This is a genomic window from Microbacterium sp. MYb54 (genome assembly GCF_002979515.1).
GTDB lineage: Bacteria > Actinomycetota > Actinomycetes > Actinomycetales > Microbacteriaceae > Microbacterium.
Window position 1 is genome coordinate 179,358 of the sequence record NZ_PCPA01000006.1, and the last position, 22,629, is coordinate 201,986.

Below are 22,629 nucleotides of genomic sequence, written 5' to 3' on the forward strand. Positions count from 1 at the left end.
GTTCCGCAACCACATGGCGCTCAGATCTTGATGGGGAATGTCAGCAACGTGGCGATCCCGCCGATGGCGATGACGCCGGCCAGGCTGAGGAATACTCGGCGTCGCCACGGGGCGGATTGGTGCTGCGAGATCGCGGCGAAGAACAGGACGAGCGCGAAGAGCACCGTCAACAGCGAGTAGTCGTCACCACGCTGATTGTTGGTGAGGGCTTCATCGAACTTCGTATCGGCGCGTGCGCTGAGTTCCTGGGCCTCCACTGTGCCGGGCGGCACATACTCCGACATGGCGAGAGGGCCGCGTGAGGCGCGTCCTTCTGCGTTCCACGCGTCGAATGCGACGGCGAATTCCTCGGTGAAGCGTTCCTCGACGAAGCGCACCAGGTCGTCCTGCCCGTTGGCTTCTGCCAGTACCCACTCGGTGTAGAGCGTCAGGTCGTACTGACGTGCCGCCTGGGCCGTCGACTCCGCTGAGGCTGCCTGAATCCGAGCGCTGGAAGCTTGACTGAACGCGATCGACATCTCGCCGCCCCACTTCGACGCTTCGAATCCGCACCAGGCCGTCAACACCGCTGTCACCGAGAGAAGGATCACGGTGAGGATGTCGACGACACGAGAGGTGCGGGTCGTCTCCGCGGGGGCTTCTTTCTCCATAGCCAATGGTGCGGTCTCGGCCCGTCGTCCGTCGTCCGTCGCCCGTCAATCACCCTCATCGGGTGAAGCGGTCGATGCCTTTTTCCCCTGGCGCGGCTTCCAGTAGGGCGGAGTGCTGGCTGGGCTCACACCGCGCGGAGGGCGCCGGCGGCAGCATCCATCGCGTCGACGTTGAGAGCGAAGTAGGCCCACTTGCCGCGCTGCTCACGGGTGACGAGGCCTGCCTCCGCGAGGAGCTTCATGTGGTGGGAGACCGTGCCCTGGGAGAGGCCGACGGGCTCGGTCAGATCGCAGATGCACGCTTCTCCGCCCGCTCCGGCGGCGATGAGTGACAACAACCGGACGCGTGTGGGATCGCCGAGCGCTTTGAAGACCCGGGCGACGCGTTCGGCATCCTCGACCGTCATCGAAGGGGTGATCGGCGGGACGCAGCAACTGGTCGATTCGATCGTCATTGGCAAGCGCACAGGTCTATTCTGGCACGTATTGACAATCTTCGATAGATGAACGACAGTCTTCATATTGAAGTTTTTCAATTTGAGGAGATGTGATGTCTGAGCTTCCTGTCGTCGTCATCGGAGCGGGCCCGCAGGGTCTCGCCGCAGCGGCGCATCTTGTCGAACGCGACGAGAACGTGATCGTCGTCGAGCGCGGGCAAGGCCCTGCCGCCGCGGTTTTCGAATGGGGACACGTGCGCCTGTTCTCGGCCTGGCCGGAGCTCACCGACACAGCCGCGCGCCGCCTGCTCGAGCCGACGGGATGGGCTGCGCCGTCCTCGGGGTATCCGACCGGAGCGGAATGGGTGAGCGGCTATCTGGCCCCGCTCGCGGATGCGCTGGGCGAGCGGGTTCACTACGCGACGACCGTCACGGGAGTCGCGCGTCAAGGCCGCGACAAGGTCGTCGATGGAGGCCGCAAGAGCCAGCCGTTCATCGTGCACACCGTCGACGCCGACGGCAACGAGGCCCGACTCGTCGCCCGCGCCGTCATCGACGCCAGCGGTACCTGGGAGCTTCCGAACCCTGCGGGGGCGGATGGCTTCCCCGCGCTCGGAGAGAAGCGTGCAGCATCTCGGATCTCGTATCGCATCCCCGATGATGCGACTGCATGTGCGGGACAGCACGTCGTCGTCATCGGGTCCGGGCACTCCGCCACCCATGCCGTGCTCCGGCTGAGCGAACTCGCTCGGCGAAACCCGGACACGAGAATCACCTGGTTGATGCGCCGCGGGGCGACGATGCACGCGTTCGGCGGCGGTGCTGCGGATGAACTCCCGGAACGTGCCGCCCTCGGCGGGCGAGCACGAAAGGCCATCGAGTCCGGACTCGTGGAAGTCGTCGGCGGCTTCCGCGTGTCCGAGATTCGCGACGTGGGAGGCGCGCTCACGATCACGGCGGAGAACGGGAATGAGGTGACCGGCGTCTCTCGCGTATTTGCATTGACAGGCTTCCGCCCTGACCTCAGCATCCTGTCCGAGCTGCGAGTGGCGTTGGATGCTTCGCTGGAAGCGGTGGCCGGGATAGCTGCTGAGATCGATCCGAACATCCACTCCTGTGGATCCATCGGTGCCACGGGAGCGCGCGAACTCACCCAGCCGGAAGAGGGCTTCTTCATCATCGGGGCGAAGAGCTACGGACGAGCTCCGACCTTCCTCGCCCTCACCGGCTTCGAGCAGGCGCGAAGCGTCGCCGCGCATCTCGCCGGCGACGTGATCGCCGCCCAGAGCAACCAACTCGTCCTCCCGGACACCGGCGTCTGCGGTGGAGCGGGCGACTTCGACACGAGCGGCGGCGGAAGCTGCTGTACGACCCCGCTTGTGCAGCTTCAGCCCACCCGCGTCTCGGCCAACTAGCCGTCAGGAGTGTTGCGGGAGCCTGTTCGCCGGACGCGGACAGGCTCCCTCTTGTGTGTCCATGGGGGATCCCGTGTCCTGTCCCACTTGCCCACAGTATCGATGAATGTCAATATAGATACATGTCGATTCAAGAAGTTGAGCTCGCGATCATCGGGTCCGGTCCTGCGGGGTACACCGCAGCCGTCTACGCTGCTCGCGCCGGCCTCGCGCCCGTGGTGCTCGCCGGTTCCGTGACTGCGGGCGGGGCACTGATGACCACGACGGAGGTCGAGAACTTCCCTGGGTTCGTCGATGGCGTCCAGGGGCCTGAGCTGATGGAGTCGATGCGTGCGCAGGCGGAGCGCTTCGGCGCACGCATCCTCCTCGACGACGCGATTCGGGTCGACCTCGACGGACCGATCAAGACCATCGAGACCGGCGCCGGAGAGACCATCCTCGCCCGCGCCGTCATCCTCACGATGGGTTCCGCCTATCGCAAGCTCGGGCTGCCGGATGAGGAGCGCCTCACCGGTCGTGGCGTGTCCTGGTGTGCGACGTGCGACGGCTTCTTCTTCCGTGAGCAGGAGATCGTCGTGGTGGGCGGCGGGGACTCCGCGATGGAGGAGGCACTGTTCCTCACCCGCTTCGCATCGAAAGTCACGGTCGTACACCGCCGCGGCGAGTTCCGCGCCTCGAAGATCATGGCCCGGCGTGTGCTCGATCACCCGAAGATCGACGTCGCCTGGAACAGCGAAGTCGCAAGCCTCGTGGGGGCCGAGAAGGTCGAAGCGGTCACCCTGCGCGACACCGTCACCGGCGATGAGTGCGAGTTGGCGGCCACCGGCGTCTTCGTCGCCATCGGTCACGACCCGCGCTCCGAGATCGTCGCCGGGCTCGTCGACACCGACGCCGATGGATACGTGCTCGTCGAGCACCCCTCCACCCGCACCACCCTCGCAGGAGTGTTCGCCGCCGGCGACCTCGTCGACCACACCTACCGGCAGGCGATAACCGCAGCCGGCACCGGATGCGCCGCAGCTCAGGATGCCCAGCACTACCTGGCCGCGCTTGACGAGCCCGCACCGGTGGCGACGACCGAGAACGAGAAGGCCTTCGCATGAGCACCGCAACCGTGCCCACCGCCGCGCCGGCCACCCGCCGCCTGTCCGCTCTCGACCGCTGGCTGCCGCTGTGGATCGGTCTGGCAATGGTCGGCGGCATCGTCGTCGGTCGCTTCATCCCTGGCGTTTCCGACCTTCTGGCCCGCCTCGAGGTCGGTGGAATCTCCATCCCCATCGCCCTCGGCCTGCTGGTGATGATGTACCCGGTGCTTGCGAAGGTCCGCTATGACAAGGTCGCTGCGGTCACCGGAGACAAGAAGCTCCTCGCCTCCTCGCTGGTGCTCAACTGGCTCGTCGGCCCGGCGCTCATGTTCGCCCTCGCCTGGGTGTTTCTGCCCGACCTGCCCGAGTACCGGACAGGACTCATCATCGTCGGGCTCGCGCGCTGCATCGCGATGGTCGTCATCTGGAACGACCTCGCCTGCGGCGACCGCGAAGCCGCAGCGGTCCTCGTCGCCATCAACTCGGTCTTCCAGGTTGTCGCGTTCTCATTCCTCGGCTGGTTCTACCTGACAGTCCTCCCCGGGTGGCTGGGGCTGGACTCGCAGGGGTTGGAGATCTCGGTCTGGCAGATCGCGTTGAATGTCCTGATCTTCCTCGGTATCCCTCTCGTCGCCGGCTTCGCCTCTCGCCTCATCGGTGAGCGGATGAAGGGGCGCGACTGGTACGAAGACAGCTTCCTGCCGAAGATCGGCCCGTGGGCGCTCTACGGCCTCCTCTTCACCATCGTGTTGCTGTTCGCCCTCCAGGGCGAACAGGTCACCAGCCGGCCGTGGGACGTTGCGCGGATCGCGCTCCCGCTGCTGGTCTACTTCGCGGTCATGTGGTTCGTCGGCCTTCTGATCGGAAAGGCGCTCGGGCTCGGGTACGCGCGTTCGTCGACGCTGGCGTTCACTGCGGCCGGGAACAACTTCGAGCTCGCCATCGCCGTCGCCATCGGCACCTTCGGGGCGACTTCCGGTCAGGCCCTCGCCGGAGTCGTCGGCCCGCTGATCGAGGTCCCGGTCCTGGTCGGACTCGTCTATGTCTCGCTCTGGGCCGCTCGTCGCTGGTTCCACACCGACCCGTACACCGCTGAGAGGATGCTGTCATGAACGTCACCGTCACGACCGACACCGACACCTGCAGTCCCGTCGCCACCCACGCCATCGGGCTGGAAGCTGCCACCTCCGTAGCGGCCACGCTGAAGGCGCTGTCGGATCCGCTCCGCCTGCGGATGCTGTCGGCCATCGCCTCCGACCCGCGCGGAGAGTCCTGCGTGTGCGACCTCGCCGAGCTCGCCGACGTCTCGCAGCCCACGGTGTCGCATCACCTCAAGGTGCTCAAGGGCGTCGATGTCCTCACCTCCGAGCGCCGTGGAACCTGGGTCTGGTACCGAATCGACCCGAGTCGTCGCAGCGCCGTCACGGCCCTGCTGGATTCATTCGCTCCGGCTACGGTCTCACCGTGGAGCGATTCCGATGAAGATCAGCTTCGGCCAGACTTCGACGCCCGGATAACCCGTCTCGCGGAGGAGCTGGCAGTGGAAGTTCCTGAGCTCGAGGCCGACGTCGTCCTCACGACCGTCCGCGAGTCCTACACCGCACTGGCACGAACCGCCCGCGTCACCTCAGCGCTCGTTCCCCTCACCGAGCGTTTCGCCCGTCAGCGCCTCGCAGACCTGACCCGCGACCGCGATGCTTCCGTGCCACAGGTGCTTTTCGTCTGCGTCGCCAACGCCGGACGCTCGCAGCTCGCCGCCGCGCTCGTGAACCAACTCGCAGCCGGCAAGGTCGTCGCGCGCTCGGCAGGGTCTGCTCCTGCCGACGTCATCCACCCACACGTCCGCTCGCTGCTCGCCGAGATCGAAGGCGACCGGGCGGCAGACAGGTTCCCGAAGCCGCTCACCGACGACGCGGTCCGCGCCGCCGACGTCGTCATCACGATGGGCTGCGGCGACGTCTGCCCCATCATCCCGGGCGTCCGCTACGACGACTGGGCGGTCGGTGATCCTGCACTCGCCTCTCGTGAAGGCGTGGAAGCCATCCGCGACGACATCGCCGGACGTGTGCGCGCACTCGTCGACGACCTTCTTCCTTGACCGCCCGCCTGACCGCCCTCCGACCAGGAGCAATCATGACCGACACGACCACCAAACCCTCCGTCCTCTTCGTCTGCGTGCACAACGCCGGGCGCTCACAGATGGCCGCAGGGTTTCTCCGCGACATAGCCGGAGACCGCATCGAAGTCCGCTCCGCAGGCTCCATGCCGGCCGACCAGATCAACCCGACCGCCGTCGAGGCCATGAGTGAACTCGGAATCGACATCACCGCCGAACAGCCCAAGGTGCTGACGACCGAAGCGGTGCAGGCATCGGACGTCGTCATCACCATGGGATGCGGAGATGCCTGCCCGTTCTTCCCCGGCAAGCGCTACGAGGACTGGAAGCTCGACGACCCGGCAGGCCAGGGGATCGACGCCGTGCGCCCGATCCGCGACGACATCAGGGCGCGCATCGAGCAGCTGGTGAGCGAACTGGTCTGACAGCACGGAGGCCGCGGCGGCTCGTGATCTCACGAACTGCCGCGGCCTCCGACGACTCAGCGCTTGAGGTTCGTGAGCTCCTGCAGCACCTCGTCGCTGGTGGTGATGATGCGGGCGTTCGCCTGGAAGCCGCGCTGCGCGACGATCAGGTTGGTGAACTCCTGCGACAGGTCGACGTTCGACATCTCGAGCGCGCCGCTGATGATGCCGCCCAGGCCGTCGGTGCCCGCCTGTCCGAGCGTCGGCTCACCGGAGTTGCCGCTCGGGCGGAACTGCGAGGAGCCGGCCTTCTCGAGCCCGCCCGGGTTGACGAAGCCTGCCAGCGCCACGCGGGCGAGCACCTCGGTGTCGCCGTTGCTGAACGTGCCGACGAGGCTGCCGTCGTTCATCAGGGCGTACGAGCTCAGGGTGCCGGCGGGCTTGCCGTTCTGCTCCTTGATCGCGAGGTCGCTGACATCCGCGAACCCGGTGACCGCCGAGAGGTCGACAGCGACGCCGCCGGAGACGATGGAAGAGGCACCGGCCTGCTTGCCGTCGACGAACGTGAGGGCGGTGTTCGTGCCGCCAGGCTCGGTGACGTTCCATCCCGTGGCGGTGCGGGTGAAGGTGAGGCGGAGAGAGGTGGCCGTGCCCTCGGCGTCGTAGGTCTTGATGTCGCGTACCAGCTGCTCGCCGACCGCGGCACCGGAGGGCAGGTTGCCGGTGACTCGGGCGGTGGTGGTGGCCGTGGCGGGGCTCAGGGCTCCGACGGGCAGCCGGATGTCGCCGATGCCCTGACCGGGGACGATGACGCCGTTCTGTGCAGTCCACCCCTGCACGAGAGCGCCGTCGGCCGAGACCAGCTTGCCGCTCGCGTCGAACGAGAAGCCGCCGTTGCGGGTGTACAGGGTCTCGCCGCCCGACCGGACGACGAAGAACCCGTCGCCCGAGATCATGAGGTTGGTCGGCACGCCGGTGGGCTGGGGAGCTCCGGAGGCGAAGTTCGTGCTGATGCCGGCCACCTGCACGCCGAGACCGACCTGGGCGGGGTTCTGACCGCCGGCGGCCTGCTGCGGCATCATCGAGTTGCGCACGAGCTGGGAGAGCGAGTCCTGGAACTGCACGGCCGAGGCCTTGAACCCGGTCGTGTTGACGTTGGCGATGTTGTTGCCCGTGACGTCGAGCATGGTCTGGTGCGAACGCAGACCCGAGATTCCGGCGAACAGAGAGCGGAGCATGGTGATGCCTTTCTGGAAGGGGGCTGGTCAGGACTGCGGGCGGGGAGCGACGGAGACGCCGGAGACGGCATCGAGGGGGATGGATGCTTCGCCGATGGTGACGAGCGGGATGGGGCCGGCGTACGAGACCGACGTGACGATGCCCTTCTGCGTCACGCCCTTCTCATCGACGTACTGCGCCTCGTGGCCGATCAGCGCGGCGGCGGTCTGACGCATGCTGAGCGCGAAGCTCTCGGTCGAGGTCGCCGTGAGCGCGGTCAGCTGCTCCATGGAGGCCAGCTGCGTGGTCTGCGAGATCATCTCGTTGGTGTTCATGGGCGAGCTGGGGTCCTGATTGGTCAACTGCGTCACCAGCAGCTTCAGGAAGACCTCGGAGTCGAGTGTCTTCTTGCGCTCGGCAGGAGGCGTGGTGCTGCCCGTCTGCACGCCGGTGGGCGGGATGGTGCCGGAGATGGGTTCGACCGCGGTCATGGATTTCCTCTCGGATCAGGCGAAGACTTCGATGCCGCCGTGCGGCGAGACAAAGGGGGCGGGAGCTGTCCCGTCGGGGAGGGGCGGGTCGCCGTCCGGTCCGGGATGGGTGCCGGTGCCCCCTCGGCCCGCGGCTGCTCTACCGTGGGGCTGGCCACCGGCCGTTCCCGTCGCCGTACCGTTCGCAGAACCGCCGTTCGCGGAGTTCTGCGGGTTCGACGAGCCGGGGCCGTCATCCGAGGTCGAGAGCAGGAGCGATGCGTGTGGTGCTGCCGCGGCGAGGTCGCGCCGGAGGTCGACGAGGATCGCACGCAGCGCTTCGCGGCCGAGCTCGTTCGGGGCGTGGAGCTCGATGTGGATGGCGCCGCCCGAGATGTGTGCGCGCACCGTCACGGGACCGAGGTTCTCCGGTGACACGGTCAGCGTGAGACTGTGGTCGCCGTCCGGAGCCTGCGCGAGCGAGACAACGGGCGCCGTGATCTGGGGGAGCAGCACGGGGCGGGCGACGGAGACGGCGACCGGAGGAGCTGCTGGTGCCGCAGCCGTAGACGCAGCGGTGCTGCCGACGGCGGGCGGCGGGGTGAGCTCTCCGCCCGTGGTGGCGGTCTGCGTCGGCGCGGAGACGGGGGCCGGAGCGGATGTCGTGCCGGCCGGCAGAGGTGTGGATGCAGCATCCGGCGAGGCGTCGGGGCCGGTCGTCGCCGCATCGAGTGTTCCCGGTCGGTCGGCCTCCGTCCGGATGCCTGGCCGTCCGGATGCGACCGCGCCGCTGGGCGTCGAGCTGTCGACGGCGAGGCGCGGGGCAGCGGCGGCGGTTTCTGCGTCGTCGTCGACCGTGCCGACGAGGGGCGTTGCTTCGGTGGCCGGAGCTGCACCGCGAGCGGTGGCGGCAGCGGCGGCGGTGACTCCAGCGGGCGCGGCAGCACTCGTCGTCGCAGGGGCGCGGTTCAGTGCCGACTCGGGCGGCGGCTGCATACGGGTGGCCTCGACTGGCGTGGCCGCGGCGGCCGCTCCCGTAGCGTTCGCCGGCGAGCTGGTCGATCCGGTCGTGGCAGCGGTGAGCCCCGCGGCGTCGGCGATGACCGAGGCGGCTTTCCCCTCGGCGTTCGTCGAACCGGTGCTCTCGGCCGTGGACTCCACCGGAACAGCGGGCAGGATGGCTGCCGATTCGTCGTCGGGTGCCTCTGCGACCCCGTGCGCGCCGGTGGTGAGTGCGGTGCCCGGTGTCGGGAGCATCGTCGGCAGGACCGGTGCGGCGGTGGCCGGGGGTGTGCTCGCCGAATCAGCCGAGGCATCATCGGTCGTCGTGCCGGAGGGAGCCCCATCCGTGTCTTCGGCTGAGGCGCGCGAGGCGTCCTGGATGACGTCGGCGAAGGCCGCAGCTCCGGGCGTGACGTTCCGCGACGACGACGCCGATCCGGGCAGTCGCGGCCCCCGCGCGTCGAGCAGGTCGATGATGCCGAGAGTTGTCATTGCTGGCCCTCCGCGCTGGTCCGCGATCCGATCTCGTCGAGCTCCGACTGCTCGGCGTGCAGCTCGGCAGCGCGCACCTGCACGGCGTGCGCCTGGGCGAGGCGGTCGAGTCCGCGCATCGCCCTCCTTGCCTCGGCATGCTCGCTGCGAGCCTGGTCGACCATCTGCTCCTGAAGCTCAGACAGTGTCGTGAGGTCGGCGAGCAGGGACCGGCCTGCCACTCTGGCCGCGGCGAGGGCGGCGAGGGAGCGGACATCGACGGCCTCGCTTCCCACTCCTGACAGGTGCGCGCGGAGCGATCGGTCCCGGGCCTCGGTGTGTCGGGCGTCGAGCACTGCACGGGAGAGCCGCTGCGCCGCTGCACGCTCCTGGATCTCGCGCACGCGCAGGAGACCGGCCAGAGAGAAGGACCGCTTCATGAGACTCCTCCGAAGGCTGCGACGAGCTCGTCCAGTCGCCGCCATGATTCGCCGATCTCGCTCGTCTCGTCGAGGGGCTGGGTGAGGAAGGCGCTGATCGCCCGTTCGTTGGCGATCGCGGCGTCGATACGGGCGTCTGCGCCGGGCTGATAGGCGCCGATGTCGATGAGGTCGTTCGCGCGGCGCCGGGCCGCGAGCACAGCACGCAGCGTCGCCGCGTGCGCCCTGCGCTCGGGGACGGTGACCTTGCCGGCCACTCGTGACACGGAGCCGAGCACATCGATCGCGGGATGGTGACCTGACAGCGCGAGCGCACGATCGAGCACGACGTGACCGTCGAGGATCGACCTGACGGTGTCGGCGATGGGCTCGTTGTGGTCATCGCCGTCGACGAGCACGGTGTAGATACCTGTGATCGAGCCGCGCTTGTCGGTACCCGCCCGCTCGAGCAGTCCGGCAAGGAGCGAGAACGTCGACGGCGGATACCCGCGGGTGGCCGGAGGCTCCCCGGCGGACAGGCCGATCTCCCGCTGTGCCATCGCCACGCGGGTGAGAGAGTCCATCATCAGGATGGCGTGGGCGCCGTCATCGCGGAAGGCCTCGGCGATCCGCGTGGCGGTGTAGGCCGCACGGATGCGCGCCATGGCCGGTTGGTCCGAGGTCGAGACCACCACGACGGAGCGGGCGAGTCCCTCGGGCCCGAGGTCGTCCTCGATGAACTCGCGCACCTCACGGCCGCGCTCGCCGACGAGCGCGATCACCGTCACCTCTGCTTCGGTTCCCCGAGCGATCATCGACAGCAGAGAGGACTTTCCCACTCCGGAGCCGGCGAAGAGTCCGACGCGCTGGCCGCGCCCGACGCTCACGAGCGTGTCGAGAGCGCGCACTCCGAGCGGAAGCGGCGAGTCGATCCGGTCGCGCCCCATGATCGAGGGCGTGGGGTGGTCCAGGGACACCGGGATCGCGCCGGTGAGCGGTCCCTTGCCGTCGATCGGTCGTCCCAGACCGTCCAAGACGCGTCCGAGCAGGGCGCTTCCGGTGGGCACGCGCAGTGCACCTCCGCGGCCGCGCACCGGGGCCCCGACCGTGAGGCCGGCGACTGCTCCGAGAGGCATGCACCGGAGTCCCCCTTCCCCGATGGCGACGACCTCCGCATCGACCCCGTCGAGTGTCACGACATCACCGACCGCGCCTTCGAGTCCGCGCACCTGCACGCTCAGACCGCGTACCTGCGAGACCGCACCGACCCGCTCCGGTCGCACCGCTTCGCGCACCGCGCCCCAGGCGCTCATGCACCGGCCTCGGTCAGAGCGAGACGGGCGCGCTCGAGTGCGCTCCCGATCCGGGCATCGATGTGGCCGTGGTCCAGTGTCGCAACCGCGTCGCCGCGCGCGAGTGTGTCGTCGGGGATGAGGGCGAAGGCGGCCAGCCCGTCAGCGGATGCCTGAAGCGTGCGGAGGTCGTCCGGATGCAGGCGCACCTCGCGGATCTCGGTGGGGTCGACGCCGGCGATCGCACGTCGGGCCGCAGCGGCCGCAGAGGCTCCGGCGTCGGAGAGTTCGCCGACGATGATCAGCTCTGCGAGCTCGATCGCGCAGCTCAGCACCTGCTCCTGCGCTGCCGATGTCAGCTCGCGCTCCCGATCACCCAGGGAGTGGGCCGCCGCGTGGAGCGTCGCGATCGCGTGCTCGAGCTCGTCGGCTGCAGCTCTCGCGCGCACGTTCCGTTCGTCTTCGGCGAGGCGCTGCGCCGACTCGGCCTCGGCGAGACCGGCGCGGAAGCCCTCCGCGTGCCCGTCGGCGTAGCCGCGCATCCGAGCGCGGGCATGCTCCTCGCCGCCCCCGCCTGCGTCCAGACGCGGGAACAGCACCGGCGAGAAGGCGTCAGTAGACATACTCGTCCTCGTCGGCTCGCTGCACCGTGATGTCGCCTGCGGCCTCGAGAGCCCGGATCGTGCGCACGATCTCGGCTCTGGCCTCCTCGACCTGCGACACGCGCACCGGGCCGATCGTGCGGGCCTCCTCGTCGAGGTTCTCCCGGTTGCGCTCGGAGACGTTGCGACGAATGAGGTCGGCGATCGGCTGGTGTGCGCCCTTCAGCGCGAGTGCCAGCGAACGGATGTCCATGCCCCGCAGAACGCGCTGGGTGTCGCGGTCGTCGAGCTTGACGATGTCGGCGAAGGTGAACATGCGCGAGCGGATGTCCTCCGCGAGCGCACTGTCCCGGTCTTCGATGCTCGCCAGCAGCGCCTTCTCGACGGTCGCGCCGGAACGGGCGATGATCTCCACCAGAGGCTCGACGCCGCCGAGCACTTCGGGTGCATCTCGGGTGGCGAAGGTTCCGGTCCGTGATCTGAGCGCGTCGGCCACGATCGCGATCGCCTCCTGCGATGCGGTCCCCATCGTCGCGATGGCGTGGGCGACATCGGTGCGGGTGGGGTCGGGGAGTGCGGCAAGCACGGCTGCGGCCCGATCGGTGGGGAGGTGCGCGAGCACGAGGGCGACCGTCTGGGGGAGCTCGCCGTCGAGCATCGTCGCCAGCTGCGCCGGATCGGCGGATCCGAGGAACTCGAAGGAGGAAGCCATCGAGGAGGAGCCGACTCTGCCCAGCACAGCGGCGGCGCGCTCGGCGCCGAAAGTGGCCTCCAGCAGGCCGGCGGCGATATCGCGTCCGCCACGTGCCGGCGGCAGGTGCCCCGACGCGATCCGGTGGAACTGTCCGAGGGCTTGGGCGGTGGTCGCCGCATCCAGATTCTGCAGGTCGATGATCTCGGCGGCTACGGCCTCCGCCTCCGCCTCCGTGAGGTGCTTCATCACCTCAATGGCCTGGGCGCGGTCGAGGTTCATCAGCACGACGGCCGCCGTCTGCCGGTCGGTCAGTGCGGTCATACCTGCTGCCTGTCGTCGATGAGTGTGCGCAGCAGGTCGGCGGTGCGCTTCGGGTCCTGCCGGGTGAGGGAGTCGATCTCCGCCCTACGGCGCTCGAGGCTGACCTGTGCGGGCTCGGGGTCAGGCTCAGGCTCCGGATCGGGCGCCGTCTCGAGGAACGCCAGGGGCGTCGTGGGGGACTGATCGATCGCCGCGGTCGCGCCCGCGTCGAGGGCGGAGAGCGCGGGCGGACGATCGCCGAAGAGCTGGTCGAACTCGGTGGCGGCACTGCTGCGTCGCCGCGCGCGCATGATGAGGGCTGCGAGACCTGCGAGCAGCGGGATGGCGATCGCCGCGGCGATGATGATGGTGTTCAGCAGGCCCGCCTGGCGCTCAGCGCCCTCGGCCTCCTTGGCCGCCTGGAGTGCGGTCTGCGCTGCTTCGGAGCTGGTCTGGTTGAAGGAGACGAGCTCGACGGCGATCGAATCACCGCGATCGGTGTCGATCCCGGCAGCGGTCTCGACCAGGTCGCTCAGCTGCGCGGTGCTCAGGTCGCCGCCCGCACCGGAGTCGATCGCGACCGACACCGACTGGCGCAGCAGCGATCCGGCCGGAGTGGAGGTGCTCTGCGTGCTCTTGTTGACCGCGTTGGTCTTCGACGTCTCGGTGGACTCCGACGTCCCGTCGCCGTCGGCCGATGGCACCGCGATGTTGTCGGGACCGAGCACACCGGCGTTCGAGCTCGAGCCGTTCTGCCGGTCGGTCCTGGTCTGCTCGGTGAGCGGGGGAGCGCCCTCGGCCGGCGTGTAGGTCTCCTCGACGCGCTCGTTGGCTGAATGATCGATCTCGGCGACCACCGTCACCTTGGCGTTGCCCGGCCCGACGACGGTGTCGAGCATCTGCTGCACGCTCGCCGTCACCCGCGCCTCGTAGTCGCTGGCCTGCTGGTCCATGCCGCCGGTGGTCCCGACGCCTGCAGCCGAGAGCGTCTGACCGCTCTGATCCACGACGGCGACGTTCTCGGGCTTCATGCCGCTGACCGCCGCTGAGGTCAGATGCACGATCGCCTCGACCTGCTTCGGCGAGAGCGTCGAGCTGCCGGACGTCTCGACGAACACGGATGCGGTGGGATCGACCGTCTCCGAGACGAAGACGCTCTCCTCCGGGATCGCGAGCTGCACCGATGCCGCGGTCACACCCTTGATCGACGAGATGGTCGCTGCGAGCTCACCCTCGATCGCGCGCTTGAAGGTCACGGACTGCTGGAACTCGCTCGTCGTGACGCCCATCTTGTCCAGCAGCGAGTACCCGCCGGAGCTGGCGCCGGGAAGCCCTGCGGAGGCGGCGGCGAGCCGCTGGTCGTAGACGTCCTTCTCGGGAACGAGCACGGTCGCCCCGCCGTCGGCCAGTTCGTAGGGGACCGAAGACGACCGCAGCTGCTCGACGACGGCGTTCGCATCGGAGGCGCTCATGCCGGAGAACAGCGGGGTGTAGGTGGGACGACTGAGCCAGCTGGAGAGAGCGACGATCCCGAGCGCGAGCACGGCGACGCCGATGATCGCGATCGTGCGCTGCGCGAGCGAGAAGCCCGCGATCACGCGTCCGATCCGCTGGAACACGTTCGTGACGGCCTGGGGCATCAGGCTTGCATCCGCATGATCTCGTTGAACGCGTCGACGCCCTTGTTGCGCACGGCGGCGACGAGTTCGAGCGTGACCGACGCGCGCGAGGACGCGATCATCGCCGAGTGGATGTCGTCGAGGTCGCCGGTGACGGCGGCGACCTTGAGCTTGTCGGATTCGGACTGCAGCGACCGCAGCTCGTCGATCGCACCGGTCACGCTGTTCGCGAAGGCGGTGTCGTCCGTCGCTTTCGCGGGGCCCGTCGGCGGGGCGAGGGTGAACGCCGAGGAGATGCCCTCGATGCCGGAGATGGGGGGCATCAGCTGCGTCCGATCTGCAGTGCGGATTCGTAGGAGTTGCGTGCGCGGTCGACGATCGCCGCACTGGCCTGGTAGCCGCGCTGGGCGAGGATGAGCTGGCTCATCTGGTCGCCGAGGTCGATGTCGGGGTAGCGCACATACCCGTCCGCGTCCGCGAGCGGGTGGTCGGGCTGGTGCACGAGGCGTCCCTGCGCGCTGCCCTGCACGGTGCCTGCCACGTACACGCCGGGTGACTGGTCGCTGGTCTGGGCCAGGATGTATCGCTGGCGGAAAGCGGCCCCGTTGCTCGGCGCGGCGGTGTTGATGTTGGCGATGTTGTCGCTGATGGCGTCGAGCCATTTGCGGTGCACGGTCAGTCCGGTGCCGGCGATGCCGATCGCGTCGAAGGTCATGAGGTCCTCATCGCGGTGCGCATCGACGTGAACGAACCGTTCACGGCCTGCGTGGCGAACTGGTAGCGCAGCATCGTGTCGATGCTGGACAGGGTCTCGGTGTCGAGGTTGACGTTGTTGCCGTTCAGGCGCGTCGGCTCGAGGGAGGTGCCGACCGATGCCCCGACCCGCCCGTCGCCCGCATCGATCGAGCGGGCGAGCGCATCTTCGAACTGCACGCGCTTGGCGTGATAGTTCGGAGTGTTGATGTTGGCGATGTTGTCGGAGATCGCGCGCTGGCGCAGCGCGAGGCCGTCGAGCGCACTCGTCAGCGCGTTGATGGTCACAGAATCGAACACGAACCGGCTCCCCGTGTGTGGCTGGTGTGGCCGATCCATGGCCGAGTCTTGCGAGCCATCCGTGCTCTCACTGCTCTATCGGCAGGAGGATCCGCGATGTTAGAGAGCGGTCTCACCCGTCGACGTCGAGGTAGGCGGGCTCTTCCGGCCGCCGGGTGCTCGGGATGCGACTCACGGCGCCGAGGTGCTGCTTGAGGCCGTCGAGATCGGCCCTGGTGCGCTCCATCGCCGAACGCTGGAGCTCGACCACCTGTCGCGCCCGGTCGGCGAGTGCGGGCGGAAGCGATGTGGCCGGCGGCATCCACGGTGCGATGTCGTCGATATCGGCGGTGCCCGGCGCTGAGGCGAGGATCCGCTCAGCGTCTCTCTCGAGTCGATCGAGCATCAGGGTCCATTCGGCGACGCTCACGACCGCGCCTCGGCCACGGTCCGTGCGGCTTCGTGCCAGGCGTCCCGCAGCGGGGAGATGATCTCGTGGCACGCGTGCGTGCGCTCGGGGTCGCGACCGATGTTGGCGCCGATGAGCGTCTGCGAGAGGAACACGTACAGGGAGCGCAGGCCGGCGCTGCCGTTCCAGTCGTCGGTCAGCGACGACGACAGCTCGGAGACGATCGCCTGCGCGTGCTGCAGCTGCGCGTTCGCCTCCACCCAGTCCTCGGCCCGCTGCGCGTTCTCACCGCGTTCGATGTCGAGCAGGAGGCGGTCGTAGAGCATCGTCACCAGACGCTCGGGCGGTGCCGAGAGGACGGCATCCTCGCGGTAGCGCTGCTGGGCGCGGAGTGCGGCGTTCATGCTCACTTCCCTGAGCTCGAGCCCGGCAGGGCGGCGATCTGCGAGGTGAGGTACGACGACTGCGACTGCATCTGCGACAGCATCACCTCGAGGCGGGCATAGGTGCGCTCGAGCGAGGCCTTGCGCTGTGCGAGGCGCACGTCCCAGCGCTCCATCTGCTCGCCGAGGCCCTTGACCTCGCTCTGCTGCCCGGTGATGCGTGTGGTGAGCAGACCCTCGTACTTGTCGGAGTAGACCTTGGCGGTGTCCTGCACACGTGAGGCGATGTCGGAGAAGAGTCCGGCTACCGCGTCAGGATCCTTCGCGAGGGCTTCGGCGAACTTCTCCTCGTCGAAGCTCATCACGCCGTACATGTCGGAGGAGATGCCGATGGATGAGGGGGAGACCCCGTCGACCGGGTGCTGCACGGCGTCGGCGAGGGCGTTGCGGAGGCCCCGGATCGCACTGTCGCCGGTGAAGACGCCGAGTTTCGTCTTCTCGCCCTGGTTCGCCGCCACGGTCGCCTTCGATCCGTTGTCGATGCGAGTCAGGATGTCCTTCACCGCGGCGATGAAGTCGGCTGAGGCCTTGGTGCGTGCCGCGGTGTCGACGGCGACGCCGATCGTGACCGGGGTGGCTGATGCGGCGGAGACGGTGACGTCGACGCCGTCGAACAGATCGGTGAAGGTGTTGCTCGATGAGGTCAGCACCTGCTCCGCGCTCGTGCCGGCCCACAGCCGCAGCTGGGCGTTGCTGCCCACGTCGATCACGGCCGCTCCGGCTTCGGTGGAGAGGTCGGATGCGGTGCCGGCCTCGACGGCGGAGAGGTCGCCGCGGTAGGCGTGGAACTGTCCTGCCTCGCCGGAGTCGGCCGCGCGCAGCTGCAGACGGTGCGTCATGTTGCCGTCGGCGTCGCGCCCGGCGGGCACGGCGGTGGCGACGATGCCGAAGCCTGCTTCGTTGACGGCCTGGGCGACATCCTGCATCGAGGTGGAGTCGGCCGTGACCTGCACGCGCTCGCCCTTCGCATTCTGGAGGGTGATCACCGGCGGGTCGACCGGCCAGCCCTTCGAAGCGGCGGAGACGATGGTGTGGTTCTTGGCGACCTTGTCGACGACGATGTCGGCTGCGAGTGCAGTGGCGCCCGTTCGCGTGGCGACGGTGACGGTGGGCGACGACGAGGAGGTCGTGAAGCGGGCCAATCCGTCGCGCGAGGCTGCCTTCTCGGCGGCGGTGGCGAGGTTCTGGACCGCGGTGTTGAGGGTCTGCAGCTGGGAGACGATGCCGTTCTTGTCATCCATCTTCGCCTTGAGGAGCGAGCGGGGGATGGCGTGCACCTCCATCAGGGCCTTGATGACCTCTGTGGTCTTCAGGCCGGACACGAGGCCGTCGAGCGAGAGAGACATGGTCGCCTTTCCGAGTCGGGAGCGGACAGGGCCCGGGCGCCGGTGGGCGCCCGGACCCTATGACGTGGTTCAGCGCAGGAGCTGGAGCACGCCCTGGTTGGCCTGGTTGGCCTGGGCCAGCATCGCCGTACCTGCCTGGGACAGGATGTTCTTCGACGTGAACTTGACCATCTCGGACGCCATGTCGGTGTCGCGGATACGGCTCTCGGCAGCGGCGAGGTTCTCCGCCGACACGTTGAGGCTGTTGATGGTCGACTCGAAGCGGTTCTGCAGCGCACCGTAGCCGGCGCGTGCGGTCGAGACCGCCTGGATCTGCGTGTCGATGCCCGCGAGCGCGGTTCCGTACGTCGCAGCGTCCGTCATGGTCGCCGCGAGCGTCTTGATGTCGGCGCCGAGGGTGGCGAAGTCGGTCAGGGCGACCGAGATCTGGTCCTCAGCGGCGACGGAGCCCGCACCGACCTGGAACGTCAGCGTGTCGCCGCCCGAGAGCAGCTTGATGCCGTTGAAGTTCGTGCTGCCGGCGATCCGGGTGAGCTCATCACCGAGGGTGTTGATCTCCTTCTGGATCGCGTCGCGCGACTTCGCGTTGTTCGAGTCGTTCGCACCCTGAGCGGTCAGGTCGCGAACGCGCTGCAGGATCGAGTGGACCTCGGTCAGGGCGCCTTCCGCGGTCTGGATGACCGAGATGCCGTCCTGGGCGTTGCGGGCCGCGACGTTCAGGCCGTTGACCTGCGAACGCAGGCCCTCGGAGATCGCGAGGCCTGCAGCGTCGTCGGCTGCGCGGTTGATGCGGAATCCGCTGGACAGCTTCTCGAGCGACTTCGACAGGTCGTTCTGCGTGTTGGACAGGTTGCGGTAGGCGTTGAGTGCCGACACGTTCGTGCTGATCTGCATACCCATAAGGGTTCTCCTCCGTGAATGTTGTTGTGCGGGAGACCATCCGTGGTCTCCCGTCCACACCTATCGGCGGAGGGAACGCGCCCGTTAGCAGAGCGGGCGGTGATAGCGGTCAGGCGGGCGTCGATTCCCGGAAGACATCTGCGATCCGGGAGCTGCTCGCATCCGCGATCCGGGAGAAGTACGCATCGCGGGCTGCGGGGGAGACGCGCGTCGTGGTGACGGGGGCTGCGCCTTCCGCGAAGTATCGATCCAGAGCATCGCGCAGCAATCGGATCGCCTCCGAGCGCTGCTGCGACACCGCGGAGTGGGTCACGCCGAGCTCCTCGGCGATCTCCTTGACCGGTCGCTCGTCGAAGTACACCGCCTGCACGATCCGGCGCATGCGCTCGGGGAGTGCGCCGACGGCCTGCTCGAGCACCTCGCGCCGCTCGCCGACGAGCGCCGACTCCTCGGGAAGCGGGATCTCGGCCGCCACGTCGCGTGCGCCGGGATCTTCGAGTGTGGTCACGGTTCGCGCGGCATCCCCGAACGCCTCGAGGACGACCTCCTTCGTCACGCCCATCGCGGTGGCGACCTCGGTGGCTGTCGCCGTCCGGCCGAGTCCGGCGGTGAGGGTCTCGCGAACCGCCACCGTCTCCTTGATGCGCTTGCGGATGCCGCGGGAAGCCCAATCCATCGAGCGCATCTCATCGGCGAACGCACCGAGGATGCGGCGGCGTGCGTAGGCGCCGAACGGGACGCCCAGTGCGGGGTCGAAGGCATCGGCGGCCGTCACGAGCGCGAGCGCTCCGACGGCGGCGAGCTCGTCGCGGGGGATGTGGGTTGCACGGGCGTGGGTTTCGGCGGCGAGGTATCCGACCAGGGGGAGGTTGCTCTCGACGAGCAGATTGCGCTCAGCGCGCGACGACATGGGGGATGATCCACCTCTCTGGATGCACTCCGGGAGTTCCAAGGAGATGAATAGATGCACATATCACATAGGTCGTAATTTGTACATGGGGAGAACTATCCATCGCCGTTCCACATAGTAACGTTAGCCAAGCGCTGGCCGATAGTGACCTTTGGCCGCGTTGTCAGGCGGGGCGATCACTGGGGAAAAGGGGATCATGGGAGCCAACGAACTATCGATACAGCTGTGGCGCGAGCGCGAACTGCTCGAGATGCTGCTCTTCAAGCTCGACGAACAGCAGCTGCTTCTCGCAGCCGGACGATCCCAGTGGATACAGTTTGCCGCGCGTGAGATCGACCAGGTGCTCGACCGGCTGCGTGGCGCGGGACTCGCCCGCACCGTCGAGGTCGCGACCGTCGCCGAGGAGTGGGGAGCTCCCGAGACGGCGACGATCCGCGAGCTGATCGAGCACGCGCCGGAAGGCGCGTGGCAGGAGGTGTTCGCAGACCACATGCGCGCGCTCACGAGGCTCGCCGCCGAGGTCGAGCAGATGCGCGACGCCAACGCAGAGCAGCTCAGCGGAGTGCTCCGCGCCACCCAGGAGACGATCGCCGCGCTCGGACACGACACCGGCGAATACACGACCAAGGGCGACCGCGCCCGCGACGACGCAGCGCGCATCATCGATACCGAGATGTGACCGAGAGGGGATCATGTCGACCTTCAGTGGATTGAACACGGCGGCCAGTGGGCTGGCAGCCGCTCGCCGCGGCATGGACGTGGTGGGGCAGAACATCGCCAACCAGAAGACCGAGGGATACACCCGCCAGCGCGTGATGACCTCAGCCGTCTCAGCCGTCGCGCAGACCGGCCGGTTCAGCGTCGGAGCCCTGCCGGGGCACGGCGTCTCGATCGACGGCGTGGCCCGCCTCGGTGACGCTCTGCTCGACGCCAGGGTCCGCGACGCACTCGGTGCGTCGGGCTACTGGTCCACGCGGGCGGTGGCCGCGACCACGATCGAGGCCTCACTTGCCGAGCCCACCGCGAACGGACTGGCCGCCAGGCTGTCGAAGTTCTGGTCCGGATGGCAGGACCTCGCGAACACTCCGGACTCGGGGGCCGCGGCATCCAGCATCCTGGAATCAGCCAAGGAGCTCGCCTCCCACATCGCCGGCGGGTACCGCAACGTCGCCACCCAGTGGAGCAACGCGCGTGACTCCGCCGATCGCACCGTCTCACAGGTGAATGCGACCGCCGACCAGATCGCCGTGCTCAACGGCGAGATCCGTGACGCCCTCGCGTCCGGCCGCTCGGCGAACGAGCTGATGGACCAGCGGAGTCTCCTCGCGCAGAACGTGGCCAGGATGTCCGGGGCCGCGGCGACGATCGAGAGCGACGGCACGATGACCGTCCGGCTCGGCGGCAATGCGCTGGTCGCCGGTTCCGATTCCCGCCACCTCGTGCTGACGGGGCCGGCCTCGATCGACTCCGGTCAGCGCTTCAGCCTCTCCTGGGCCTCCGCACCCGACCTTCCCGTCTCGATCGACGGCGGCGAGCTGGGTGCTTCACTCTCGGTCCTCGCCCCCGCAGCCGATGGCGGCATGCTCGCCGGTCTCGCGGCGACCTACGACAAGGTGGCGACGGCCCTGGCCGAGGCGATGAACACGCAGCACCGGGCGGGCGTCACCTCCACCGGCCAGGCCGGCGGCGACTTCTTCACCCTCCCCACCACCGGATCCGCAGCGCTCGGCTTGACGGTCGCTGTCGGATCGGCCTCCGAGCTGGCGCTCGCAGCGCCCGGGTCGGGTGCGCTGGATGCGACGAACGCCGACTTGATCTCCCAGATCGGCCGTCGTGCCGGTTCTCCGGATGCGCTGTGGTCGGATCAGGTCACCCGGTTCGGGGTCGCGACGGCCGCCGATGTGCAGCGCGCCAAGCTCTCGGACTCCGCCGCGGTCGCCGCGGTCGGGGCGCAGCAGTCGGTCGCCGCCGTCGACGGCGACGAGGAGACCATCAGCCTGCTCACCTACCAGACCGCCTATCAGGCCGCAGCCCGCGTGATGACCGCGGTGGATGAGGCGCTCGACGTGCTCATCAACCGCACGGGTCTCGTCGGACGCTGATCGAAGGAGCACCGTGATCTCTCGAGTGACGTCATCGTCCATGACGCAGACGGCGATGCGCCAGCTGCAGTCAAACCTCACCGAGCTGGCGCGTCTGCAGGAGCAGGCGACGTCTCAGCGTGCTTTCGCCACCCCTTCCGAGGATCCGGCGGCCGCGGCCACCGCCATGGCTCTGCATTCGGAGCAGCGCCGCATCGAGCAGTATGCGCGCAACATCGACGACGGACTGGCCTGGGTCACCGCGGCCGACAGCGCCATCACCGCGAGCACTGCTCTGCTGGGGAGGGTGCGCGACCTGACGGCTCAGGGCGCGAACGACGGCGCTCTCGACGCCACGGCAAAAGAGGCCCTGGCCGTCGAGCTCGAGGGCATCCGCAAAGAGCTGCTCTCCCAGGCCAACACCCGGCTGCTCGGCCGCTCGGTGTTCGCCGGGACCTCTGACACGGCCGCGTTCGCCGCGGACTACAGCCACAGCGGTGTGCCGGGGGCGGAAGTCTCCCGGCGGGTGTCCGACGCGGCATCGGTGCGTGTCGACACCGACGGCGCCGCCGTCTACGGCACCGGAGATGATTCGGTGTTCGCCCTCGTCGACAAGATCGTAGCCGACCTTCGCTCCGGCACGAACGTCGGTCCCCGGCTGGCAGAGATCGACAGCCGTCGAACTGCCATGCTGGGAGTGCAGGGTTCGGTCGGCACCCGGCAATCTCAGATCGAACGCGCCAAGGAGGCGGCAGTGCAGAATTCCGTGTCCCTCGAATCCCGCAGAGTCGCGGTCGAGGACGTCGATTCGATCGAGGTGCTCGTGCGCCTGCAGGCGCAGGAGCTCGTGTACCGCTCGGCGCTCGCCGTGAACGCGCGCGTCCTCCAGCCCTCGCTCATGGACTTCCTGCGATGACCGTCGCGCTGACCTTCCTCGCGCCGCCGCCCGGCTTCGCGCCGCATGTCGACTTCGCCCTCGCGCCGATCGACGGTGCGGACGGCCTGTTCGCGATGCGGGCTGTCGACGACGCCGACCTGCGCCTGTACCTCATCGACCCGAGTTCGGTGCTGAGCGAGTACGCGCCGATCCTCACCGACGAGCAGGCCGGCGGATTGGCGCTCGGATCGGCCGAAGACGCGCTGATCCTCGTGGTCGCCCACCCCGCAGCCGATGGTGTGAGCGTGAACCTGCTGGCTCCCGTGATCGTCAACCGCACGACGGGAGCCGCCTCGCAGGTGATCCTCGAGGACCAGGACTACCCCCTGCGCGCTCCGCTCGGCTGATACGCGGCCCGGGCCGGCGCTGACCGCTTT

The 22,629-nt window shown here is 68.6% G+C and carries 27 protein-coding genes; 9 read left to right on the forward strand and 18 right to left on the reverse strand.

All coding sequences use genetic code 11. The annotated features are described in order from the left end of the window. Window positions 1-20: 20 nt before the first annotated feature. Both CQ040_RS09165 and CQ040_RS09170 read right to left on the reverse strand, forming a co-directional pair. Window positions 21-650 carry a hypothetical protein gene (locus CQ040_RS09165; RefSeq protein WP_105527289.1) on the reverse strand — a complete coding sequence of 210 codons (630 nt, stop codon included), beginning with the start codon at window positions 648-650 and terminating at the stop codon, window positions 21-23. A gap of 125 nt (window positions 651-775) precedes the next feature. Next, window positions 776-1,105: a helix-turn-helix transcriptional regulator gene (locus CQ040_RS09170; RefSeq protein ID WP_105527288.1), complete on the reverse strand. Its 330-nt coding sequence runs from the start codon at window positions 1,103-1,105 to the stop codon at window positions 776-778. Window positions 1,106-1,200: 95 nt separating this feature from the next. Here CQ040_RS09170 and CQ040_RS09175 point away from each other — a divergent pair, with 95 nt between their 5' ends. The 5 genes from CQ040_RS09175 (at window position 1,201) to CQ040_RS09195 (ending at window position 6,128) form a co-directional block, all read left to right on the forward strand. Next, window positions 1,201-2,502: an NAD(P)-binding domain-containing protein gene (locus CQ040_RS09175; protein WP_181156775.1), complete on the forward strand. Its 1,302-nt coding sequence runs from the start codon at window positions 1,201-1,203 to the stop codon at window positions 2,500-2,502. A 122-nt stretch (window positions 2,503-2,624) separates the two neighbouring features. Next, a complete protein-coding gene (trxB, locus tag CQ040_RS09180) occupies window positions 2,625-3,605 on the forward strand; it encodes a thioredoxin-disulfide reductase (RefSeq protein ID WP_105527286.1) in 981 nt (326 codons plus the stop codon). Beyond that, window positions 3,602-4,699, forward strand: coding sequence for an ACR3 family arsenite efflux transporter (arsB, locus tag CQ040_RS09185; protein ID WP_105527285.1), 1,098 nt, complete (start codon window positions 3,602-3,604; stop codon window positions 4,697-4,699). The genes trxB and arsB overlap by 4 nt, the downstream gene beginning before the upstream one ends. After that, window positions 4,696-5,685, forward strand: coding sequence for a metalloregulator ArsR/SmtB family transcription factor (locus CQ040_RS09190; RefSeq protein WP_105527284.1), 990 nt, complete (start codon window positions 4,696-4,698; stop codon window positions 5,683-5,685). The genes arsB and CQ040_RS09190 overlap by 4 nt, the downstream gene beginning before the upstream one ends. A 35-nt stretch (window positions 5,686-5,720) precedes the next feature. Beyond that, on the forward strand, window positions 5,721-6,128 hold the full coding sequence (locus tag CQ040_RS09195) for an arsenate reductase ArsC (RefSeq protein WP_105527283.1): 408 nt from the start codon (window positions 5,721-5,723) through the stop codon (window positions 6,126-6,128). 56 nt (window positions 6,129-6,184) lie between these two features. Here CQ040_RS09195 and CQ040_RS09200 read toward each other — a convergent pair whose 3' ends face one another. The 16 genes from CQ040_RS09200 to CQ040_RS09275 all read right to left on the reverse strand — a co-directional run bounded on the left by CQ040_RS09200 (window position 6,185) and on the right by CQ040_RS09275 (window position 19,234). Continuing rightward, the gene (locus tag CQ040_RS09200) at window positions 6,185-7,345 is read right to left on the reverse strand and encodes a flagellar hook protein FlgE (RefSeq protein ID WP_105527282.1); all 1,161 of its coding nucleotides are present in this window, start codon (window positions 7,343-7,345) and stop codon (window positions 6,185-6,187) included. 27 nt (window positions 7,346-7,372) lie between these two features. After that, window positions 7,373-7,816, reverse strand: coding sequence for a flagellar hook assembly protein FlgD (locus tag CQ040_RS09205; RefSeq protein ID WP_028502286.1), 444 nt, complete (start codon window positions 7,814-7,816; stop codon window positions 7,373-7,375). A gap of 15 nt (window positions 7,817-7,831) precedes the next feature. Then, the gene (locus tag CQ040_RS09210; RefSeq protein ID WP_105596225.1) at window positions 7,832-9,289 is read right to left on the reverse strand and encodes a flagellar hook-length control protein FliK; all 1,458 of its coding nucleotides are present in this window, start codon (window positions 9,287-9,289) and stop codon (window positions 7,832-7,834) included. Beyond that, window positions 9,286-9,708, reverse strand: a complete 423-nt coding sequence (locus CQ040_RS09215) for a hypothetical protein (RefSeq protein WP_105527613.1) — start codon at window positions 9,706-9,708, stop codon at window positions 9,286-9,288. Before CQ040_RS09215 ends, CQ040_RS09210 begins: the two co-directional genes overlap by 4 nt. Further along, window positions 9,705-11,000, reverse strand: coding sequence for a FliI/YscN family ATPase (locus CQ040_RS09220; protein WP_105527614.1), 1,296 nt, complete (start codon window positions 10,998-11,000; stop codon window positions 9,705-9,707). Before CQ040_RS09220 ends, CQ040_RS09215 begins: the two co-directional genes overlap by 4 nt. Next, window positions 10,997-11,602 (reverse strand): FliH/SctL family protein, encoded by a 606-nt coding sequence (locus tag CQ040_RS09225; protein ID WP_105527615.1) that lies wholly within the window; start codon window positions 11,600-11,602, stop codon window positions 10,997-10,999. Before CQ040_RS09225 ends, CQ040_RS09220 begins: the two co-directional genes overlap by 4 nt. Continuing rightward, complete coding sequence (fliG, locus tag CQ040_RS09230; protein WP_028502291.1) at window positions 11,592-12,596, reverse strand: flagellar motor switch protein FliG; 1,005 nt, start codon at window positions 12,594-12,596, stop codon at window positions 11,592-11,594. Before fliG ends, CQ040_RS09225 begins: the two co-directional genes overlap by 11 nt. Then, on the reverse strand, window positions 12,593-14,215 hold the full coding sequence (gene fliF / locus CQ040_RS09235; RefSeq protein WP_105527616.1) for a flagellar basal-body MS-ring/collar protein FliF: 1,623 nt from the start codon (window positions 14,213-14,215) through the stop codon (window positions 12,593-12,595). Before fliF ends, fliG begins: the two co-directional genes overlap by 4 nt. Beyond that, entirely contained in the window at window positions 14,215-14,517 is a 303-nt protein-coding gene (fliE, locus tag CQ040_RS09240) for a flagellar hook-basal body complex protein FliE (protein WP_105527617.1), read from the reverse strand. The genes fliF and fliE overlap by 1 nt, the downstream gene beginning before the upstream one ends. Further along, window positions 14,517-14,909, reverse strand: coding sequence for a flagellar basal body rod protein FlgC (locus CQ040_RS09245; RefSeq protein WP_028502294.1), 393 nt, complete (start codon window positions 14,907-14,909; stop codon window positions 14,517-14,519). Before CQ040_RS09245 ends, fliE begins: the two co-directional genes overlap by 1 nt. Next, window positions 14,906-15,247 carry a flagellar basal body protein gene (locus tag CQ040_RS09250; RefSeq protein ID WP_105527618.1) on the reverse strand — a complete coding sequence of 114 codons (342 nt, stop codon included), beginning with the start codon at window positions 15,245-15,247 and terminating at the stop codon, window positions 14,906-14,908. Before CQ040_RS09250 ends, CQ040_RS09245 begins: the two co-directional genes overlap by 4 nt. 112 nt (window positions 15,248-15,359) lie before the next feature. After that, window positions 15,360-15,656 carry a hypothetical protein gene (locus CQ040_RS09255; RefSeq protein WP_105527619.1) on the reverse strand — a complete coding sequence of 99 codons (297 nt, stop codon included), beginning with the start codon at window positions 15,654-15,656 and terminating at the stop codon, window positions 15,360-15,362. Next, complete coding sequence (gene fliS / locus CQ040_RS09260; RefSeq protein ID WP_105527620.1) at window positions 15,653-16,039, reverse strand: flagellar export chaperone FliS; 387 nt, start codon at window positions 16,037-16,039, stop codon at window positions 15,653-15,655. Before fliS ends, CQ040_RS09255 begins: the two co-directional genes overlap by 4 nt. 2 nt (window positions 16,040-16,041) lie before the next feature. Continuing rightward, window positions 16,042-17,424, reverse strand: a complete 1,383-nt coding sequence (gene fliD / locus CQ040_RS09265) for a flagellar filament capping protein FliD (RefSeq protein ID WP_105527621.1) — start codon at window positions 17,422-17,424, stop codon at window positions 16,042-16,044. A 69-nt stretch (window positions 17,425-17,493) separates the two neighbouring features. Beyond that, window positions 17,494-18,324, reverse strand: a complete 831-nt coding sequence (locus CQ040_RS09270; RefSeq protein WP_021198928.1) for a flagellin — start codon at window positions 18,322-18,324, stop codon at window positions 17,494-17,496. Between the two features lie 109 nt (window positions 18,325-18,433). Next, window positions 18,434-19,234, reverse strand: a complete 801-nt coding sequence (locus tag CQ040_RS09275; RefSeq protein ID WP_105527622.1) for a sigma-70 family RNA polymerase sigma factor — start codon at window positions 19,232-19,234, stop codon at window positions 18,434-18,436. Window positions 19,235-19,430: 196 nt separating this feature from the next. Here CQ040_RS09275 and CQ040_RS09280 point away from each other — a divergent pair, with 196 nt between their 5' ends. The 4 genes from CQ040_RS09280 to CQ040_RS09295 are packed head-to-tail and all read left to right on the forward strand — an operon-like array spanning window position 19,431 to window position 22,599. Then, a complete protein-coding gene (locus CQ040_RS09280; RefSeq protein ID WP_105527623.1) occupies window positions 19,431-19,913 on the forward strand; it encodes a flagellar protein FlgN in 483 nt (160 codons plus the stop codon). A 13-nt stretch (window positions 19,914-19,926) separates the two neighbouring features. Next, on the forward strand, window positions 19,927-21,336 hold the full coding sequence (gene flgK, locus CQ040_RS09285; protein WP_105527624.1) for a flagellar hook-associated protein FlgK: 1,410 nt from the start codon (window positions 19,927-19,929) through the stop codon (window positions 21,334-21,336). Between the two features lie 13 nt (window positions 21,337-21,349). Continuing rightward, on the forward strand, window positions 21,350-22,231 hold the full coding sequence (locus CQ040_RS09290; protein ID WP_105527625.1) for a flagellin: 882 nt from the start codon (window positions 21,350-21,352) through the stop codon (window positions 22,229-22,231). Continuing rightward, entirely contained in the window at window positions 22,228-22,599 is a 372-nt protein-coding gene (locus CQ040_RS09295; protein WP_028502303.1) for a flagellar assembly protein FliW, read from the forward strand. The genes CQ040_RS09290 and CQ040_RS09295 overlap by 4 nt, the downstream gene beginning before the upstream one ends. The last annotated feature ends 30 nt before the right edge of the window (window positions 22,600-22,629 follow it).

What these genes read in the sequence shown, in the direction of transcription:
- CQ040_RS09165 (WP_105527289.1), bottom strand. Translation starts at nt 650, where the DNA reads ATGGAGAAAGAAGCCCCCGCGGAGACGACCCGCACCTCTCGTGTCGTC.
- CQ040_RS09170 (WP_105527288.1), bottom strand. Translation starts at nt 1,105, where the DNA reads ATGACGATCGAATCGACCAGTTGCTGCGTCCCGCCGATCACCCCTTCG.
- CQ040_RS09175 (WP_181156775.1), top strand. Translation starts at nt 1,201, where the DNA reads ATGTCTGAGCTTCCTGTCGTCGTCATCGGAGCGGGCCCGCAGGGTCTC.
- trxB (WP_105527286.1), top strand. Translation starts at nt 2,625, where the DNA reads ATGTCGATTCAAGAAGTTGAGCTCGCGATCATCGGGTCCGGTCCTGCG.
- arsB (WP_105527285.1), top strand. Translation starts at nt 3,602, where the DNA reads ATGAGCACCGCAACCGTGCCCACCGCCGCGCCGGCCACCCGCCGCCTG.
- CQ040_RS09190 (WP_105527284.1), top strand. Translation starts at nt 4,696, where the DNA reads ATGAACGTCACCGTCACGACCGACACCGACACCTGCAGTCCCGTCGCC.
- CQ040_RS09195 (WP_105527283.1), top strand. Translation starts at nt 5,721, where the DNA reads ATGACCGACACGACCACCAAACCCTCCGTCCTCTTCGTCTGCGTGCAC.
- CQ040_RS09200 (WP_105527282.1), bottom strand. Translation starts at nt 7,345, where the DNA reads ATGCTCCGCTCTCTGTTCGCCGGAATCTCGGGTCTGCGTTCGCACCAG.
- CQ040_RS09205 (WP_028502286.1), bottom strand. Translation starts at nt 7,816, where the DNA reads ATGACCGCGGTCGAACCCATCTCCGGCACCATCCCGCCCACCGGCGTG.
- CQ040_RS09210 (WP_105596225.1), bottom strand. Translation starts at nt 9,289, where the DNA reads ATGACAACTCTCGGCATCATCGACCTGCTCGACGCGCGGGGGCCGCGA.
- CQ040_RS09215 (WP_105527613.1), bottom strand. Translation starts at nt 9,708, where the DNA reads ATGAAGCGGTCCTTCTCTCTGGCCGGTCTCCTGCGCGTGCGCGAGATC.
- CQ040_RS09220 (WP_105527614.1), bottom strand. Translation starts at nt 11,000, where the DNA reads ATGAGCGCCTGGGGCGCGGTGCGCGAAGCGGTGCGACCGGAGCGGGTC.
- CQ040_RS09225 (WP_105527615.1), bottom strand. Translation starts at nt 11,602, where the DNA reads ATGTCTACTGACGCCTTCTCGCCGGTGCTGTTCCCGCGTCTGGACGCA.
- fliG (WP_028502291.1), bottom strand. Translation starts at nt 12,596, where the DNA reads ATGACCGCACTGACCGACCGGCAGACGGCGGCCGTCGTGCTGATGAAC.
- fliF (WP_105527616.1), bottom strand. Translation starts at nt 14,215, where the DNA reads ATGCCCCAGGCCGTCACGAACGTGTTCCAGCGGATCGGACGCGTGATC.
- fliE (WP_105527617.1), bottom strand. Translation starts at nt 14,517, where the DNA reads ATGCCCCCCATCTCCGGCATCGAGGGCATCTCCTCGGCGTTCACCCTC.
- CQ040_RS09245 (WP_028502294.1), bottom strand. Translation starts at nt 14,909, where the DNA reads ATGACCTTCGACGCGATCGGCATCGCCGGCACCGGACTGACCGTGCAC.
- fliS (WP_105527620.1), bottom strand. Translation starts at nt 16,039, where the DNA reads ATGAACGCCGCACTCCGCGCCCAGCAGCGCTACCGCGAGGATGCCGTC.
- fliD (WP_105527621.1), bottom strand. Translation starts at nt 17,424, where the DNA reads ATGTCTCTCTCGCTCGACGGCCTCGTGTCCGGCCTGAAGACCACAGAG.
- CQ040_RS09270 (WP_021198928.1), bottom strand. Translation starts at nt 18,324, where the DNA reads ATGGGTATGCAGATCAGCACGAACGTGTCGGCACTCAACGCCTACCGC.
- CQ040_RS09275 (WP_105527622.1), bottom strand. Translation starts at nt 19,234, where the DNA reads ATGTCGTCGCGCGCTGAGCGCAATCTGCTCGTCGAGAGCAACCTCCCC.
- CQ040_RS09280 (WP_105527623.1), top strand. Translation starts at nt 19,431, where the DNA reads ATGGGAGCCAACGAACTATCGATACAGCTGTGGCGCGAGCGCGAACTG.
- flgK (WP_105527624.1), top strand. Translation starts at nt 19,927, where the DNA reads ATGTCGACCTTCAGTGGATTGAACACGGCGGCCAGTGGGCTGGCAGCC.
- CQ040_RS09295 (WP_028502303.1), top strand. Translation starts at nt 22,228, where the DNA reads ATGACCGTCGCGCTGACCTTCCTCGCGCCGCCGCCCGGCTTCGCGCCG.